This window comes from Ruminiclostridium sufflavum DSM 19573 (assembly GCF_003208175.1).
In the GTDB taxonomy this organism is placed as follows: Bacteria; Bacillota; Clostridia; order Acetivibrionales; family DSM-1351; genus Ruminiclostridium; species Ruminiclostridium sufflavum.
Genome location: NZ_QKMR01000001.1, coordinates 171,789 through 188,928, shown reverse-complemented (window position 1 = coordinate 188,928; position 17,140 = coordinate 171,789). Strand labels below are relative to the sequence as shown.

General features: G+C 42.5%; 15 protein-coding genes and 1 riboswitch. Of the genes, 14 read left to right on the top strand and 1 reads right to left on the bottom strand.

The features are described from left to right. Nucleotides 1-82: 82 nt before the first annotated feature. From LY28_RS00745 to LY28_RS00685, 13 genes are all read left to right on the top strand, one after another. Nucleotides 83-1,570 (top strand): sugar ABC transporter ATP-binding protein, encoded by a 1,488-nt coding sequence (locus tag LY28_RS00745; RefSeq protein ID WP_110460250.1) that lies wholly within the window; start codon nucleotides 83-85, stop codon nucleotides 1,568-1,570. Nucleotides 1,571-1,585: 15 nt separating this feature from the next. After that, nucleotides 1,586-2,527, top strand: a complete 942-nt coding sequence (locus LY28_RS00740; RefSeq protein ID WP_110460249.1) for an ABC transporter permease — start codon at nucleotides 1,586-1,588, stop codon at nucleotides 2,525-2,527. A gap of 155 nt (nucleotides 2,528-2,682) precedes the next feature. Next, a complete protein-coding gene (ulaG, locus tag LY28_RS00735; protein ID WP_110460248.1) occupies nucleotides 2,683-3,741 on the top strand; it encodes an L-ascorbate 6-phosphate lactonase in 1,059 nt (352 codons plus the stop codon). 16 nt (nucleotides 3,742-3,757) lie between these two features. Continuing rightward, a complete protein-coding gene (locus tag LY28_RS00730; RefSeq protein WP_110460388.1) occupies nucleotides 3,758-4,801 on the top strand; it encodes a hypothetical protein in 1,044 nt (347 codons plus the stop codon). 23 nt (nucleotides 4,802-4,824) lie between these two features. Next, nucleotides 4,825-5,667, top strand: a complete 843-nt coding sequence (locus LY28_RS00725) for an L-ribulose-5-phosphate 3-epimerase (protein WP_110460247.1) — start codon at nucleotides 4,825-4,827, stop codon at nucleotides 5,665-5,667. A 108-nt stretch (nucleotides 5,668-5,775) separates the two neighbouring features. Continuing rightward, nucleotides 5,776-7,773, top strand: a complete 1,998-nt coding sequence (locus LY28_RS00720) for an oxidoreductase (RefSeq protein ID WP_110460246.1) — start codon at nucleotides 5,776-5,778, stop codon at nucleotides 7,771-7,773. Between the two features lie 31 nt (nucleotides 7,774-7,804). Further along, a complete protein-coding gene (araD, locus tag LY28_RS00715) occupies nucleotides 7,805-8,503 on the top strand; it encodes an L-ribulose-5-phosphate 4-epimerase (RefSeq protein ID WP_110460245.1) in 699 nt (232 codons plus the stop codon). A gap of 17 nt (nucleotides 8,504-8,520) precedes the next feature. Continuing rightward, entirely contained in the window at nucleotides 8,521-9,498 is a 978-nt protein-coding gene (locus tag LY28_RS00710; protein WP_110460244.1) for an ABC transporter permease, read from the top strand. 22 nt (nucleotides 9,499-9,520) lie between these two features. Then, nucleotides 9,521-10,405, top strand: a complete 885-nt coding sequence (locus LY28_RS00705) for an ABC transporter permease (protein ID WP_110460243.1) — start codon at nucleotides 9,521-9,523, stop codon at nucleotides 10,403-10,405. Between the two features lie 11 nt (nucleotides 10,406-10,416). After that, the gene (locus LY28_RS00700) at nucleotides 10,417-11,400 is read left to right on the top strand and encodes an ABC transporter ATP-binding protein (RefSeq protein ID WP_110460242.1); all 984 of its coding nucleotides are present in this window, start codon (nucleotides 10,417-10,419) and stop codon (nucleotides 11,398-11,400) included. Between the two features lie 64 nt (nucleotides 11,401-11,464). After that, nucleotides 11,465-12,427: an ABC transporter ATP-binding protein gene (locus tag LY28_RS00695; RefSeq protein WP_110460387.1), complete on the top strand. Its 963-nt coding sequence runs from the start codon at nucleotides 11,465-11,467 to the stop codon at nucleotides 12,425-12,427. 51 nt (nucleotides 12,428-12,478) lie between these two features. Then, entirely contained in the window at nucleotides 12,479-14,152 is a 1,674-nt protein-coding gene (locus tag LY28_RS00690; protein WP_110460241.1) for an ABC transporter substrate-binding protein, read from the top strand. A gap of 112 nt (nucleotides 14,153-14,264) precedes the next feature. Then, nucleotides 14,265-15,449 carry a lactonase family protein gene (locus LY28_RS00685; protein WP_110460240.1) on the top strand — a complete coding sequence of 395 codons (1,185 nt, stop codon included), beginning with the start codon at nucleotides 14,265-14,267 and terminating at the stop codon, nucleotides 15,447-15,449. Nucleotides 15,450-15,669: 220 nt separating this feature from the next. Here the strand turns inward: LY28_RS00685 and sugE are convergent, their stop codons facing one another. Further along, entirely contained in the window at nucleotides 15,670-15,990 is a 321-nt protein-coding gene (gene sugE, locus LY28_RS00680; RefSeq protein ID WP_110460239.1) for a quaternary ammonium compound efflux SMR transporter SugE, read from the bottom strand. 54 nt (nucleotides 15,991-16,044) lie between these two features. After that, nucleotides 16,045-16,142, bottom strand: a riboswitch (guanidine-I (ykkC/yxkD leader). A 323-nt stretch (nucleotides 16,143-16,465) separates the two neighbouring features. Between sugE and LY28_RS00675 the strand changes: the two genes are divergently transcribed. Beyond that, nucleotides 16,466-17,107 (top strand): TetR/AcrR family transcriptional regulator, encoded by a 642-nt coding sequence (locus LY28_RS00675; protein ID WP_110460238.1) that lies wholly within the window; start codon nucleotides 16,466-16,468, stop codon nucleotides 17,105-17,107. Nucleotides 17,108-17,140 lie beyond the last annotated feature (33 nt).

The window sequence follows — 17,140 nt, the reverse complement described above, 5'->3', positions numbered from 1 at the left end:
GGTTATGCGGATATTTCTCCCGAAAGCCTGTCAGCTACCGGAAATTTGTATTTTACTTTCTAGCGAAAAGGAATGAAATTAAATGGCAGATGATTATATTTTATCGCTTAAAAACATATCTAAGAGGTATCCGGGTGTAAAGGCTCTGGACAAGGTTTCGGTTGATTTCAAAGCCGGAGAGGTACATGCGCTGGTCGGAGAGAACGGAGCCGGTAAATCAACAATCATTAAAGCAATATCCGGGGCAATTGAGCCGGATGAAGGGTCAATCTTTTTTGAAGGCAGGGAATTTAAGAAGGTAGCTCCGATTGAGGCAAAGAATATGGGAATCGAAGTTGTTTATCAGGAATTTAATCTGGCCCAGTCTTTGAGCATTGCAGAGAATATTTTCATGGGAAATCCGATCAAGAAAAGAGGAACCGTTGATTTAAAGGCGACAGAGAAGGCCGCAGGGGAGATATTGAAAAACCTCGGGGTGGATATAGATCCGGGTGTAAAAATCCGGGATATTACTGTTGCATACATGCAGCTGGTAGAAATTTCAAAGGCAATATCAAAAAAAGCCAAGGTTTATATTATGGATGAGCCTACAGCCGCCTTGACGGAAAAAGAGGTAGAGATACTCTTTAAACTGATAAGGCGGTTGAAAGAAGAAGGTGCTCTTGTTATTTATGTGTCTCACAGGATGGAGGAAATATTCCAAATCTGTGACAGGATAACTGTAATGCGTGACGGAGAGAAAATACGGACCTTAAATGCAAAGGATACGTGCAGGGCAGAGCTGATCAGCCATATGGTCGGAAGGGAATTAAGCGAAAGCTATCCTCAGAAAAACAGAGTATTCGGAGATGTTGTGCTGAAGGTTGAAAATCTGGCCGGAAACGGCGTAAGGAATATATCCTTTGGTGTTAAGGCAGGTGAAATACTCGGATTTGGAGGACTGGTAGGATCGGGAAGAACGGAAACGGCGCAGTTAATTTTTGGAGCATGCAGAAGAGAAGACGGAAGTATATTTGTTAATGGTGCCGAATGTAAAATAAAATCGCCGGGGGATGCCATTAAGTATGGAATTGGATTAATTCCGGAGGATAGGAAGAACCAGGGAGTCGTATTGGATAAAGGAATTGATTGGAACATTACGTTAACCATTCTGAACAGAATTTCAAAAATGAACATTATACAGAAGCCGGCGGAAAACCAGATATCTCAAAAATATTTCAAAGACCTTGAGGTAAAGGCTCCTTCATTGAAACAAAAAGTACAGGCTTTAAGCGGAGGAAATCAGCAAAAGGTGGTTTTGGCAAAATGGCTTGCCACTGATTCGAAAGTACTGATTTTCGATGAACCCACAAGGGGAATTGATGTGGGAGCAAAGCAGGAAATATATAAGCTGATTAATGAGCTGGCAGGCAAGGGTATGGCCGTTATCATGATTTCATCGGATATGGAAGAGCTGCTGGGGATGTCTGACCGGCTGATAGTTTTTTCTGAGGGTGAAATTACCAGGGAACTGGATAAAAGCGAATACTCTCAGAGCAAGGTTCTGGAATTGGCGTCAGGAAAGAAATAATGGAGGTAATGGTCAATGCATAAGAAATTATTTCAGAAATTACAAACTCTTGGAATTTATTTTGCTTTAATAATTCTTATAATATTGTTTACTTTAATGAACAGTTCATTTTTTTCAGCCTCAAATTTTATCAATATTTTGCGGCAGGTGTCTACAATGGGAATTATGGCTGTAGGAGCGATGTTTGTAATGCTGACCGGCGGAGTAGATTTGTCGGTGGGCACTCAGATTTCCATTGTCGGCATCAGTACGGCGTATTTTATGGTGAATTACGGAATGAATCCGGTACCGGCAGTGCTGCTGGGTTTTGCGATAGGCATCGTAATAGGAATTGCAAACGGCATAATTGTTACAAAAACAAAAATACCTCCGATGATAGCGACTTTAGGCATGATGCAGATTGTTAAGGGCTTGAGCTATACCATATGCCAAGGGCTTCCCATATTCGGCTTTCCGGAAAAATTTGCCTTTATAGGTCAGGGAAGTATCGGTATAATACCTTTTCCGATAATATTATTTATACTTTGCGTTCTGGTAGGTTCATTTGTATTGAATAAGACAGTATTCGGAAGAAGTCTTTATGCGATAGGAAGCAACGAAGAGGCAAGCAGGCTGTCAGGGATTCAGGTCAAAAGGCAAAAGCTTATAGCCTATATAGTTTGTTCAGCTTTCACCGGAATAGCTGCCCTTATTACATTATCCAGAATTAATGCGGGACAGCCCATATCCGGAATAGGCTCTGAGATGGATGTGCTTACTGCAATTATTTTAGGAGGTGTCAGTTTCACCGGAGGAGAGGGAAAGGTATCGGGAGCTGTTGCCGGTGTGCTCATTTTAGGAGTGCTGAGCAACGGTATGGTCATGGCAGGCCTCGGAGAGTATATGCAGGTTATATTAAAAGGAGCCGTATTGCTTTTTGCATTAAGTCTGGACGGACTCAAGCAAAGACATGCATAGAGTCGGTTGTTATCGTCCCGAAGGCTTGAACCGTAATTGACTTAGACAAATTAAGCGGATTTAAATCAAGCTGTTCTAGGGTTTAAATTTAGTACTGCGTTATGTTAACTAATTTTGTAGGTTTTATGAAAATTTCTTGCTTGAGGAGGTAAAGGATGAATAAAATATCGGAAATAACAAGAGAAAAATGGATACTGGGGGCATTTCCGGAATGGGGAACCTGGTTGAATGAAGAAATAGATAAAACAGAGGTATTGCCGGGAACCTTTGCAATGTGGTGGATAGGCTGTACTGGAATCTGGCTGAAATCGGAGAAGTCTACGAATATAGCAATAGACCTATGGTTTGGAAATGGCAAGAGAACACAAAAAACAAAGGAAATGGAGCCTTTTCATCAGATGAGGAACATGACGGGAGGCAGAGCAACACAGCCAAACCTGCGTGCAGCTCCTATCGTATTTGATCCTTTTGCCGTAACCCGGGTGGATGCCGTTTTATCTACACATTACCACAATGACCATATTGATCCGTTTTTTGCGGCAGCGGTGATAAAAAACTGTGAGGAGGAGGTTCCGTTTATAGGACCTCTGGAGAGTGTTAAAAAGTGGCTGAGCTATGGTGTTCCGGAAAGCAGATGTAAGGTTGTTAAGCCCGGAGATGTGATTAAAATTAAGGATTGTGAAATCATTGTGCTTGATTCCTTTGACAGAACCTGTCTCGTTACGGCAGACAAGGATATACGCGGGATATGTCCCACAGATATGGATGAGAAGGCGGTCAATTATTTTATAAAAACGCCGGCAGGTACAATATATCACAGCGGAGACTCCCACTATTCCGTTTACTATGCAAAGCACGGCAAGGATCATCAGGTAGACGTTGCTTTAGGATCATATGGAGAAAATCCTGTGGGAAATCAGGATAAAATGACTTCGGTAGATATTTTAAGAATGGCAGAGGCCTTGCAATGCAAAACAGTGATTCCCTTTCACTATGATGTCTGGACAAATTTCAAGGCTGATCCCGAGGAAATATTGATGCTGTATGATTTTAAGAAAGATACGCTGAACTATAAATTTAAACCGTATATTTGGGATGTAGGCGGAAAATTTGTATGGCCGGAGGATAAGGATAAGGTCAAGTATCATTATCGCAGAGGGTTTGAGGACTGCTTCACGGATGAACCCAATGTGCCGTTTAGATCAATATTATAAGAGGGTGTATATTTATATGACAGCAGACAAGAAAAAGATCGGTGAGCTGGAGAAATGTTATTCCGTTTCCCCGCTTGAATATAATAATTCAAAACATTTTTTGGTTGCAACCGAGAAGGACAACAAATGCTTTTTATATGATTTGGACGGAAATGTTGAAGAAACTGTGTGGGACGGGCCTGGAGGAACAATGTCCATGGTTCAGGTGCCGAAGTCAAACGGACAGTTTTTAGCTACTCACAGGTTTTATTCCCCTAATGATTCTAAGGAGGCTTCGATAGTTATTGTAACTCCCGCAGCAAAGGGCAGATGGGAAGTCAGGACGCTGGTCAGGCTGCCTTTTGTACACAGATTTGACATAATAACCGTAAATGGCGTTAATTATCTGATAGCTTGTACGATAAAATCCGGACATGAATACAAGGATGACTGGTCAAATCCGGGAAAGGTGTATGCTGCGGTATTACCGGATAATTTGGAAGGCTTTGGCGATGAAAACCAGCTGCGGCTCGAGGTTATAAAGGACGGTATGGTGAAAAATCACGGCTATTACCGCCGGATTGAAAATGGTGTTCAAAGTGCGGTGATTTCCTGTGAACAAGGTATATATTTATTTTCTCCTCCGGAGGGGCTCAATGAAAATTGGAAAATTGAAATGCTTCTGCCAACGCCTGCAAGCGATGCACTGCTGCTGGATATGGATGAAGACGGAGAAGAGGAGCTTGTTGTGTTTTCGCCCTTTCATGGGGATAGGCTTACCGTATATAAAAGGGTTGACGGCAGATATAAAGCAGTATATGAGTCTGCTGTAAAAATGGAATTTCTTCATGCGATTTACGGAGGGAAAATAAATGGCAGGCCTACAGTTATCGTTGGCTGCAGAGGAGGAAGGCGCGGTCTGTATTCCATGACCTGTGACAAAGACGGCAGCTATGGCATACAGGAGCTGGACTCAGATGCCGGTGCCGCAAATGTTTTTTATTATATGCATAAGGATAAGAACATAGTTATAGCAACTAACCGTGAAATAAACGAAATAGCAATGTATACGCTGTATTAAGCAGAATTCGGCAGGTGAAAACTATGAGAGCATACACCCTTGGTCTGTATGAAAAGGCAATACCCGGACAGCTTAGCTGGAGGGAGAAACTGGAAGCTGCTAAAAATGCGGATTATGATTATTTGGAAATGAGCATTGATGAAACAGATGAAAAGCTTGCCCGCCTTGATATGCCAAAGACAGAAAGGCTTGAGCTGGTTAAGACAATGTTTGAAACCGGAGTTCCAATCCGGACAATGTGTCTGAGCGGACACAGAAAATATCCGATGGGCAGCAGTAACCCTGATGTAAGAAAGAGAAGCATGGACATAATGGAAAAGGCAATCAGGCTGGCTGATGATCTGGGAATAAGGATAATAATGATTGCAGGGTATGATGTCTATTACGAGGAATCCACCCCTGAAACCAGAAAAAGCTTTGCCGAAAATCTCAAGGCATCAGCATTGATTGCCGCAAAATATGGCATTATGCTTGAATTTGAAACAATGGAAACGGAATTTATGAATACGGTGTGGAAAGCAGTGTATTATATAAAGCAGATTAATTCCCCGTATCTGGGGATATATCCCGACAGCGGAAATATTAAAAATGCTGCGGTTTTATACGGTTCTGACGAATATGATGATTTGAAGGCCGGAGCAGGCTATATAACCTCAATACACTTGAAGGAAACTGTTCCCGGCAAGTTCAGGGAGATACCATACGGAACAGGACATGTAAATTTTGAAAAAATTATTGAAACTGCATGGAATATAGGAATAAGAAAATATGTGACTGAGTTCTGGTATACGGGCAGTGGAAATTGGATGCAGGATTTAAAGGATGTTAACCTGAAAATGAGAAATATACTGGATGCAATGAAATAGAAGCAAGCAGTCAAGCAAGCAACAACTTTCGATATAGGCTAAAGCAGCCGTCTTAATAATTAAAAAATCAAATTTAAGTATAAAATATAAAAACGAGGAGTAGTAGCTATGGTAAGCAAGTATCATAATTTGTTTGAACCGGTGAAGATAGGTTCATTAGAATTAAAGAACCGGTTTGCAATGGCACCGATGGGCCCTTTGGGACTGGCGGACAGAGAGGGCGGCTTCAACCAGCGCGGCATTGAGTACTATACCGCCAGAGCGCGTGGAGGAACAGGACTGATAATAACCGGGGTCACATTTGTGGATAATGAGGTTGAAGAGCATGGAATGCCCAATTGTCCTTGCTCGACCCATAATCCTGTTCATTTTATACGTACGGCAAGAGAGATGACCGAGCGTATACATGCTTATGATGCGAAGGTTTTTATTCAGCTGAGCGGAGGCTTCGGCAGGGTAACAATTCCGACAAATCTCGGAGAATATCCTCCTGTGGCGCCTTCACCAATTAAACACCGCTGGCTTGAAAAAATCTGCCGTGAATTGACTGTGGGGGAAATCAAAGCTATTGTCAGAAAATTCGGTGACGGTGCATATAACGCAAAAAGAGCCGGATTTGACGGAGTCCAGATACATGCGGTTCACGAAGGCTATCTTATTGACCAGTTTGCAATTTCATTTTTTAATCATCGTACAGATGAATACGGAGGTTCTCTGGAAAACCGTCTGAGATTTGCAAGAGAGATTGTCGAGGAGATAAAGAAGAGATGCGGAGAGGATTTCCCTGTTGTACTCAGATACAGTCCTAAGAGCTATATAAAGGACTGGCGTGTGGGAGCCCTTCCGGGGGAAGAATTCGAAGAAAAAGGCAGAGATATCCCCGAGGGAATTGAGGCCGCAAAATTACTTGCAGCATACGGATATGATGCTCTGGATGTTGATGTGGGCTCTTATGATTCTTGGTGGTGGAGCCATCCGCCAATGTATCAGAAAAAAGGCTTGTATATACCCTTTGCAAAGCTCATAAAGGATGCGGTAAAGGTTCCTGTCATATGTGCGGGAAGAATGGATAATCCTGATATGGCATCACAGGCTGTCAGTGACGGAGCTTGTGATATTGCAAGTCTGGGACGCCCGTTGCTGGCGGATTCGGATTATGTAAACAAACTCAAGGCGGGAAGAACTTCTTTAATCAGACCATGCCTGTCATGTCAGGAAGGCTGCATGGGCCGTATTCAGGAATATTCTGCATTAAACTGTGCGGTAAATCCGGAAGCCTGCAGGGAAGCTGTTACCTTTTTGACACCTGCTTTGAAAAGTAAAAAGGTACTTATTGCTGGAGGAGGAGTTGCCGGATGTGAAGCAGCCCGTGTTCTGGCACTTCGCGGCCATAAACCGGTAATTTATGAAAAGCACAGCCGCATAGGCGGAAATTTACTGGCGGGAGGGGCTCCTGATTTCAAGGAGGATGACCTTGCATTGGTAGCCTGGTATGAAGAAACCTTGAGGGAGCTTGATGTGGAAATCAGGTGCGGTACGGGAATAAGTGCCGAAGAAATTAAAAGCAGCGGTGCGGATGCCGTAATTATTGCAACAGGCTCAAAGCCAAAGATATTTGATTTCGGAAATGCAAAAAGAGTACTGACTGCGGAGGAGGTGCTTTTGGATAAGGAGGATACAGGTGATGAGGTTGTAATCGTCGGAGGAGGCTTGGTGGGCTGTGAGCTCGCCTTGTGGCTGAAAGAAAGGGGCAGGAAGGTTACCATTGTGGAAATTATGGATAAGCTTTTGGCTTTAAACGGACCTCTTTGCCATGCAAATTCTGAAATGCTGGAAAGGCTTATTCCCTTTAAGGGGATTAATGTACTTACAGACACCAAGGTCATCAAAACGACAGAATGCGGTGCCCTGATAGAAACCGGAGGAAAAACAAAAGAAATTCCGGCAGACAGCATCGTTCTGGCTGTAGGCTATAATTCCGAAAAAACTGTTTATGAGCAATTAAAATATGATATTGGGGAGCTTCATTTGATAGGGGATGCCCGTAAGGTTTCAAATATCATGTATGCAATATGGGATGCTTACGAGGTGGCAAAAAATATATAGATAAAAATAAATTGAGCAGGAAGTGAGAATTATGCTGGAACAATTAAAACAGGATGTTTTGAAAGCTAATCTTGAATTGCCGGAAAAAAAGCTCGTAACCTATACGTGGGGGAATGTCAGCGGTATTGACAGAAACAGCGGGCTTGTTGCAATAAAGCCAAGCGGTGTTGATTACAGCACTATGAAAGCCGAGGATATTGTATTGATAGATCTTACGGGAAGGATTGTTGAAGGAAGGCTGAAGCCATCTTCGGATGCTCCGACACATATAGCTTTATACAATGCGTTTCCCGGAATCGGCGGAGTCTGTCATACGCATTCACGCTGGGCGACTGCATGGGCTCAGGCAGGACTCGGAATTCCGGCATATGGGACTACCCACGCCGATTATTTCTATGGTGAAATTCCATGTACCAGAGAAATGTCAAAAAGTGAAATTGCATCAGACTATGAAGCCAATACAGGCTCAGTGATAATTGAAGCCTTTAATAATCTGAATCCGGAATATATACCGGGAATACTGGTGAAAAATCATGCACCCTTTACATGGGGAAAGGATGCGGAAGAAGCGGTTCACAATTCCGTGGTTCTTGAGGAAATAGCAATGATGGCGATACAGTGCAGATTTTTAAAGCCGGATGCAAAGCCTATGCCTGATAAGCTTCTGGACAGGCATTTTTTGAGAAAGCATGGGGCCGGTGCATATTACGGCCAGTCAAAAAACATATAGATGGGAGGAGGTTAAAAATGCTTCGGTATACCATAAAAAGGATAATAATGATGATTCCTGTATTGCTGGGTGTAACAATTATACTGTTTTTTATTCAGGCACTTACACCCGGTAATCCTGCGGATGTTGCCTTGGGCCAGGATGCGGCTGAGGCTGACAAAGCCGCATGGATTAGCGAACATGGGTTGGACGATCCTATTGTAGTGCAATATGGCAAATATATGTACAAAATTATTACAAAAGGGGATTTCGGCACATCCTATACAAACGGAAAGCCCATAACAGGCGAATTGATTTCTCACTGGCCTACAACCATAAAGCTTGCGCTTATGAGCCTGCTGATGGCATGCATTATAGGTATTTTGCTGGGTATTCTTGCGGCTATGAAGAGGAATACATGGATTGATTCCATAGCCAGAGTATTTAGCATACTTGGGGTTTCAATGCCGAATTTCTGGTTTGCAATGCTGCTGATAATGCTATTTTCCTTAAAGCTGAAATGGCTGCCGGTATCAGGCTCTTACGGGCCGATGTACTGGATATTGCCTATAGCCACGCTGGGCATATTAAATGCGGCAGGTATCATGCGTTTTACAAGGGCCGCAATGCTTGACAACAGCCAGCAGGATTTTGTACGCACTGCACGGGCAAAGGGCCAGTCTGAAAGGATGGTTATATGGCATCATATTCTTGGAAATGCCATGATTCCTATTACTACCTGTATCGGTCAATACCTCATAGGAGCATTGGCAGGTGCGATTATAATCGAGCAGATATTCTCACTGCCGGGACTTGGATCACTTATGATGACAGCTATCAATCAGCGCGATTATCCTTTGCTGAGGGGTTCTGTCCTACTGGTTGCGGTATCGACATCGGTTATCTTTTTGCTTATAGATTTATCATATGCGGCAATTGATCCTCGTGTCAAAGCCAGATTTAAAAGTATTACAAAATCCGGTAAGCTGTCAAAAAAACAGGTTCAAAAGAATTAAAAAAAGCTAGGAGGAAGCTTAAATGCGTGAAAAGAAAAATAAAGCCGGAGTTGAGGAAATCAGGCGCAGAAGCATGTTCAGCGAAGCGATGGCAAGGCTGGTACGCAATAAAACAGCCATGTTCGGATTTTTTATTCTGGTAACGGTGGTTCTTCTTTGTCTTGCGGCTGACATTATCAGTCCCGGCGGGTATGATCAGCAGGATATGAAAAGCCGGTTTGTAGCTCCCGGTCTTGAGCATATATTCGGGACAGACCATCTGGGCAGATCTATGCTGGCCCGCGTACTGTACGGTGGACGCAATTCCCTTCTGATAGGGTTTGCGGCAACGGTGCTGGGAGCTGCGGCAGGTATTATACTCGGTACTATTTCAGCGTATTACGGGAATATGGTGGATAATATTATTATGAGAATATTGGATGTGTTTAATTCAATTCCGAATTTGCTTCTGGCAATTGTCATTTCTTCCGCTTTGGGTTCGGGAAAAGTCAATACTATTATAGCAGTAGGTATTTCGACTATTCCGGGATTTGCACGAACGGTCAGGGGACCTATACTTGCAATAATGGGCATGGACTACATAGAAGCTGCAAGGACTATTGATGCAAAGGATTCGCGTATCATGTTCAGGCATCTTCTGCCAAATGTCCTGTCGCCGATTATTGTCCAGTTTACATTGGGTACGGCTATTTCTATCCTGTGTGTATCCTCACTGAGCTTTCTGGGTATGGGGATACAGCCTCCTGAACCTGAATGGGGCGCACTTCTGTCCTATGGGCGCCAATACCTGAATTATTATCCTTACTTATGTACAGTTCCGGGTGTTGCGATTGCTCTAATTGTATTTTCCATGAACCTGTTTGGCGACGGTTTACGAGATGCGCTTGATCCCAGATTAAAGAATTGAGGTTGGTGAATATGAATCAGAATAATAACATTCTCTCAATAAAAGATTTGTCGGTACATTATATAACTAAAGAAACAGGTATATGCAAAGCGGTTAATAAATTTTCACTTGATATAAAAAAAGGTGAAGCCATAGGGCTTGTAGGAGAGACAGGTGCAGGCAAGACCACTGTTGCGCTGAGTATTCTAAAGCTGCTTCAGACACCTCCCGGAAAGGTGGTCAGCGGAGAAATCTTTTACAAGGGAAAAGATATACTTAAAATGAATAACAGTGAAATCCGTAAAATACGCGGTGAAGAAATCTCCATGATATTTCAGGATCCCATGACGGCACTTAATCCGATTGATTCCGTTGGTAAACAGATTGCCGAGGTTATCTATCTTCATAAAAAAGTAAGCAAAAGGGAAGCAATGAAGCTTGCAGCCGATGCACTTGAGCTTGTCGGCATCCCCAAAGAGCGTATGAATGAATACCCTAACCAGTTTTCAGGAGGAATGAAGCAGCGTGTTGTTATTGCAACGGCGCTGGCCTGTTCGCCGCAGCTGCTTTTGGCGGATGAGCCCACAACGGCTCTGGATGTTACAATTCAGGCTCAGGTTTTGGATTTGATGAATGAATTGAAAAAAAATCTGAATACATCCCTGCTCTTGATAACTCATGACCTTGGCGTAGTTGCGGAGATGTGCGACCGTGTGGCAATCATGTATGCCGGTGAAATTGTTGAAATCGGTCCGGTGAAAAGCATATTCAGAAATCCTCAGCATCCTTATACAAGAGGCTTGTTTGAGGCCTTGCCCAGCAATAAATCAAACAGCAAAAGACTAAAGCAGATTGACGGTCTAATGCCTGACCCTACCAATTTGCCGCCGTATTGCAAATTTGAACCCCGTTGTTCAAAAGGCAGTAAGGGCTGCGGAGCTCAGTGCCCGGAGTTTATCGAGGTTTCAGAAGGACATTGGGTGCGGTGTCACCTGGCTGGCGAAAAATGGGGTTAGTCACGGCGCAAACGCAGTTCATTACTTTTTGTGCCTTAGCATAGCGAAAGGAATGATAGTTGATATGAATAATATATTGGAAGTAAAAAATCTAAAGAAATATTTTGATGTTAGCTCCGGAACATTGCATGCCGTTGATGGAGTTTCCTTTTCGGTAAAGAAGGGTGAAACCATAGGAGTCGTCGGAGAATCCGGCTGCGGGAAATCAACTCTCGGAAGAGTCTTGATACATCTTATAGATAATACGGACGGTCAAATTGTTTTTAACGGTAAGGATATTACCAAAATTGACAGAAAGGAACTTAGCAATCTGCGCAAGGATATGCAGATGATTTTTCAGGATCCCTATTCTTCATTGAATCCTAGATTCACAGTATATCAGACGATTGCAGAGCCCTTGCAGATTGCCGGAGGCTTTAGCCAGCAGGAAATAAGCGAACGTGTATATAAAATGATGGATACCGTAGGCTTGGCACGCCGTTTGGTTAACAGCTATCCTCATGAGCTGGATGGAGGACGGAGGCAGAGAATAGGCATAGGACGTGCTTTGATATTGGAGCCCAGCTTTATTGTCTGTGATGAGCCTGTTTCGGCACTGGATGTCTCAATACAGGCACAAATCATAAATTTGCTTTTGGATATCCAGGAGGAGAAAAAGCTGACTTATATTTTTATAACTCATGATTTAATGGTGGTCAAGTATATTTCCAACAATATTATGGTTATGTACCTCGGGCAGATGGTCGAATTTTCACCCTCTGAAGAATTGTTCGAGCAGCCGCTGCATCCTTATACCAAGGCCTTGCTGTCTGCAGTCCCGGTTCCGGATGTGGAGCACGAAAAAAAGCGTATCGTACTGAAGGGAGAGGTGACATCACCGATTAATCCAAAGCCCTGCTGCAGATTTTCTGCGAGGTGTGCCTATGCAAAGGATATTTGCCACTGCAAATCTCCTGAGCTGATAGAAGTAAATCCCAAGCATAAGGTTGCATGTCATTTTGCCAAAGAAATAAACGGATTAGAATGATATTCGTTTATAATAGAGCTTTTATATTAAATATTGAGGAGGCCAAACAATATGAAAAAAAGTATTAAATCTCTGCTTGCCATGTCAATGGCGGTAATGATTATTCTTGCCGGCTGCGGTCAGACGCAGAACACAGATACCAGCGGCAAGTCCGCCGACGGCAGCACGGGAGGAGCAAACGCAGCTGTTAATCTGGTGAACCAGACTGTAAACACAAAAATCGGAAATGATATTGAATCCGCCAAGGACACTATGGTTATTTCAATACCTACTGATCCCGGTTCTATGGACATACATTATGCCACTACTTATAATTATGTCAATCAGTACACAATAGCCACATTGCTAAAACACCAGTACAGAGCGGATGGTTCGGTTGACTATGTATGTAATGACGAATCCTTGGCAACGGCTTACAAGCTGGATGATAACGATATGGGTGTGACCTTTACCCTGCGCGAGGGTGTAACCTTCCAGAACGGGTACGCCCTGACTGCCGCGGATGTGGCTTTTTCAATAAAGCGGTGCAAGGATTTATCATACTTTAATACTGTTGACTTTGATAACATAAAGGTTGTTAATGATAATACAATTTATGTACCGTTTAAATATGTAGATGCAAATTCTATATACAATATTGGCATTGACATTCCTATTTATTCTGAAAAGTATTTTTATGAGATAGGCGCGGACAAGGATGATTCAGAATTCTGCTCTACTGCAATTATAGGAGCCGGCCCATACAAGCTGGTTGAATGGAAGGCAAATGACTATCTGCTTTTTGAAGCATATGATAACTATTTTGCAGGAAAACCAAAAATAAAGAATCTGAGAATAAGGATTATTAAAGACCCTTCAGTAGCATTTATGGAATTGCAAAACGGCGGTGTTGATATTATCGCAATTAACCCGAACTGGACGGACGTTGAGGCTGTTTTGAAAGGAAATACAAGTGGTATCGCCTGCTGGGAGGAATCCTCCGCATATACCCTTGAGTTAGGCTTTAACTGCTCCGGCCCGTTAAGCGATCTCAAGCTGAGACAGGCTATTGCCTGCGCTGTAGACAAGCAGGCGCTTGCAGAAGGAGGCTATCAGGGAAGCGGTGTTAATACCTACAGCCTTGTTTCCTTGACGCTTCCCGGAACGACGGACTATAAAGATAATTGGCCGTATCAATATGATCCTGAGAGGGCAAAGCAGCTGTTGGCTGATGCGGGATACAAATCTGGAGAGCTGACCTTGAAGATTATTGTAGGTGCCGGAGATACGCTGCGTACTGCTACAGCAGAGGCTATGGGAGCTTATTTAAAGGAAATCGGAATTAACCTTAAAATTGTATCGGTTGATATAGCTACTTATGCATCGACAATTGCAAAGCAGCCGGATCAGTGGGATATGTTCCTGAGAAATTTCGGTTCGGGACTTTCCATCGCACCTAGTGCCCATGCCTTTTTCAAAGACAATGTTACCGCAAACTGCCATATAGATAAGCAGGACACCTCTGCAAAAATGCTTGATTTGGCTACAAAAATGGGAGAAGAAATGAATATCGAAAAGAGAAATACAGTTTATAAGGAGTTGCAGGACTATTATATAAATGACTGCCTGTATACTTACCCCATAGTACAGGCTAAATCGTACATGCTTGTGAACCAGAAGCTGAAAAATGTTACAAGAGTAGGCTATGATACATGGAGCGTAGCCTTCGGATATTTTGAGAAATAGTGCCGCATTGGTATTGGAAGACAGGGCTGCAGCTGTAATTATACGGCTCAGCCCGTCAGCCTTATGCACGGAAAGCTATTTGAAACAAATATTTTAACGGAGGTAGTTAATAGTGGCCAGAAACTTTGTATATGTAGGCTCATGGCTGGATGATGCAAAAGAAAACGGAGGGATACATTTATATGAGCAGGAGGAAGATACAGGCAGGCTGAGGCATGTAGAGGATTATGCCTCTGAAATGTCCGTTGGCTTCTTTTGCATATCTCCTGACAAAAAGTATTTGTATGCCGTTGACGAAATAAAACGCAAGCCTGATAAAATATTATGCGGAGGCAGTGTGCATGCCTTTTCGATAGACCAAGGCAGCGGAAGGCTCACACATATCAATAGTGTTCCTACAGCCGGAATCTTTCCGTGCTATATAACGATTGATTCTCAAGGCAGGTATCTATTTGTTGCAAATTACGGATCTGAGGATGTAACAATCAATTCGGAAGTCGATGAAAACGGAAGATATTTTCTGCGGCACAAATTCGATGAGGCCAGTGTTGCCGTTATAAAAATATGCGGCGGCGGAAAGCTTGACGGTGTCATAGATTTGGTCACACTAAATGGAGTGCCAAGTAAAGCTTATGAGTACTTCCAGTCGTCTCCGCACCCTCATTCAATAAGTATCAGTCCTTCGGATGAAATGGTTCTGGTCACAGACAGAGGCTGTGATGAACTATTGATGTATGGATTTGATTCATGTTCAGGGAAACTCAAATTATTGGAGGTACTGAAGACTAGAATAGGTACAGGCCCGAGAAATGCAGTGTTTCATCCGGATATTCCATGCTTTTATGTCGCCAGTGAATTAATGCCGTATGTAACTGCCTATACATATGACAGTCAAACAGGCAAAATATGTGAGCTTGGCTGTATTGCTACAGTACCGGAAAATAAAATACCTGAGAACTTTGATAATTTCTTTGAGGATGCTCATCCGGCAGATATTTGCATGCATCCTGATTCAAGGCACCTGTATGTGAGCAATAGAGGGACCGACACCATTGCTGTGTTTAAGGTCAGTGAAACAGACGGCTCTCTGGTGCCGGACGGCTGCACAGCATCTGGAGGTGCATGGCCATGGACTCTCAGATGGAGTGAATCAGGAAGCTTTTTCTATACAGGTAACAAAAAAACCAATAATATTGTATTGTTTTATCTTGACAGCAACACCGGAGGATTAAAAGAAACAGGCTTGAGTATAGGTGTTGAACGGCCTGTTTGTATCAGAACCTTAATGCTTTTGTGATATGGATATAATTATTTCTTACTCAACTTTCGCTTATAAATTTGCAGAGGTTCAAGTTTATAAGCGGAAAGTTGAGTTTTTTGCAATACTCTGTATTTGTGTTGGCAATAGAAGCACCTGCCGGTCAGCGGAAAGCCTTTTATACATCCAGCCGGCACAGGAGGTTTGAAATCGCCACCTTGCTTTCATAATTTTTTCGTGCCGGAACGTGGCGTGAGGGTTAATATGACGAGGTAAGCTTTAGTCCGAGAATACCGGCCAGTATAAATACCAGAAATACTATTCTTAAAATGTTAACAGGCTCATTAAAAAGCAAAATTCCGAATAAAACTGTTCCTAAAGCGCCGATTCCTGTCCATACGGCATAAGCCGTACCGATGGGGAGCGATTTTACCGCAAGTGATAAAAAATAAAAGCTTATTACCATTCCGCCCAGTGTAATCAAAGACGGGTATAATTTTGTAAAGCCGGTAGAATATTTGAGCCCCATTGCCCAAACAACTTCAAAAATCCCTGCTATTAAAAGATAGAGCCAAGCCATGCTTTCACCTCCCCTGCAAAAAAATAAAGCCTGAAAAATATCCTAATTATTGATATCTCCCAGGCTTTTGTCCTTCCGTGACACGGTTTAAAACCGTGAGTTTTCTCTTGGTCACAGGCCAGTTCTGCTGCGGAACCCTAGAAAACATTTGTATTTATATATATTTTGATTGTTACTTAAAAAGTCAATTACTATCCGCCAAACAGACAATTGCATCTTCTTGAATGTAATCCTTCGATAGTTTGGGCTTGAACAGTAATCGGCTTTAGTTATATATTATTATACTATCTTTCATAATAAAGTCAAAAAAATAAAATTGGAAGCCTCTGTGCAAGGCTATTTTTTTATACAATTAAGGCTTCTGTAAAAAAAAATTAATGGCAGTATTGACAAATATAACTGTAAATGCTATATTAATAACGATGTTATGAAACAGTGTTATTAATGCAATAAATTAACTTTTTTGAGGTATCAAATGGCAAAGCAGATAGAAGGAGTTTATGAAAGGCTTCTTGAGTGTGCAAAGAAGGAATTTCTGGAGAAGGGTTTTGAAGGGGCATCCTTGCGGACAATAGCGCAGGCTGCCAATACCAGCACGAATTCTATCTATGTTCGTTTCAAAGACAAGGGCGGAATATTTGAGGCATTAGTGCATCCGGCGGCGGAAGAGCTGAAGAGTATGATTTACAGGATTCAGCATGATTTCAGCTGCCTGAAGGCTAAGGAGCAGCTGGAGCAGTCTTATCAATATGGAACGGACAGCTTTCCGGAAATTCTTACATATATTTATGACAATTTTGATGTTTTTAAGCTGTTGCTTACCTGTTCATACGGAACCCCTTATTCTGATTTTATTCATGATTTATCTGTGATTGACGCCGGGTGCTACAAAAGATATATTGAGCAGACAGGTGCTGCATCTGTTATAGAAGAAAATGTTTCTGATAATTTGCTGCACATATTGTCAAGCGGATTTTATTCCAGTTTGCTGGAGATGGTAGTGCACAATTTGTCAAGAGAAGAGGCCGAAAAGGATTTAGTCAGGCTTAGAGAGTTTTATAAGGCCGGCTGGGAAACGATTTTAGGAAAGCAGGATAAAGGCTTTGGGAGTAAATAAAAATGAAGGCTGTAAGTGAAAGCTTATAAGCCT

Coding starts and splice junctions, on each gene's coding strand:
- LY28_RS00730 (WP_110460388.1), top strand. CDS start 3,758: ATGACAGCAGACAAGAAAAAGATCGGTGAGCTGGAGAAATGTTATTCC.
- LY28_RS00745 (WP_110460250.1), top strand. CDS start 83: ATGGCAGATGATTATATTTTATCGCTTAAAAACATATCTAAGAGGTAT.
- LY28_RS00675 (WP_110460238.1), top strand. CDS start 16,466: ATGGCAAAGCAGATAGAAGGAGTTTATGAAAGGCTTCTTGAGTGTGCA.
- LY28_RS00720 (WP_110460246.1), top strand. CDS start 5,776: ATGGTAAGCAAGTATCATAATTTGTTTGAACCGGTGAAGATAGGTTCA.
- araD (WP_110460245.1), top strand. CDS start 7,805: ATGCTGGAACAATTAAAACAGGATGTTTTGAAAGCTAATCTTGAATTG.
- LY28_RS00695 (WP_110460387.1), top strand. CDS start 11,465: ATGAATAATATATTGGAAGTAAAAAATCTAAAGAAATATTTTGATGTT.
- LY28_RS00700 (WP_110460242.1), top strand. CDS start 10,417: ATGAATCAGAATAATAACATTCTCTCAATAAAAGATTTGTCGGTACAT.
- ulaG (WP_110460248.1), top strand. CDS start 2,683: ATGAATAAAATATCGGAAATAACAAGAGAAAAATGGATACTGGGGGCA.
- sugE (WP_110460239.1), bottom strand. CDS start 15,990: ATGGCTTGGCTCTATCTTTTAATAGCAGGGATTTTTGAAGTTGTTTGG.
- LY28_RS00740 (WP_110460249.1), top strand. CDS start 1,586: ATGCATAAGAAATTATTTCAGAAATTACAAACTCTTGGAATTTATTTT.
- LY28_RS00690 (WP_110460241.1), top strand. CDS start 12,479: ATGAAAAAAAGTATTAAATCTCTGCTTGCCATGTCAATGGCGGTAATG.
- LY28_RS00710 (WP_110460244.1), top strand. CDS start 8,521: ATGCTTCGGTATACCATAAAAAGGATAATAATGATGATTCCTGTATTG.
- LY28_RS00725 (WP_110460247.1), top strand. CDS start 4,825: ATGAGAGCATACACCCTTGGTCTGTATGAAAAGGCAATACCCGGACAG.
- LY28_RS00705 (WP_110460243.1), top strand. CDS start 9,521: ATGCGTGAAAAGAAAAATAAAGCCGGAGTTGAGGAAATCAGGCGCAGA.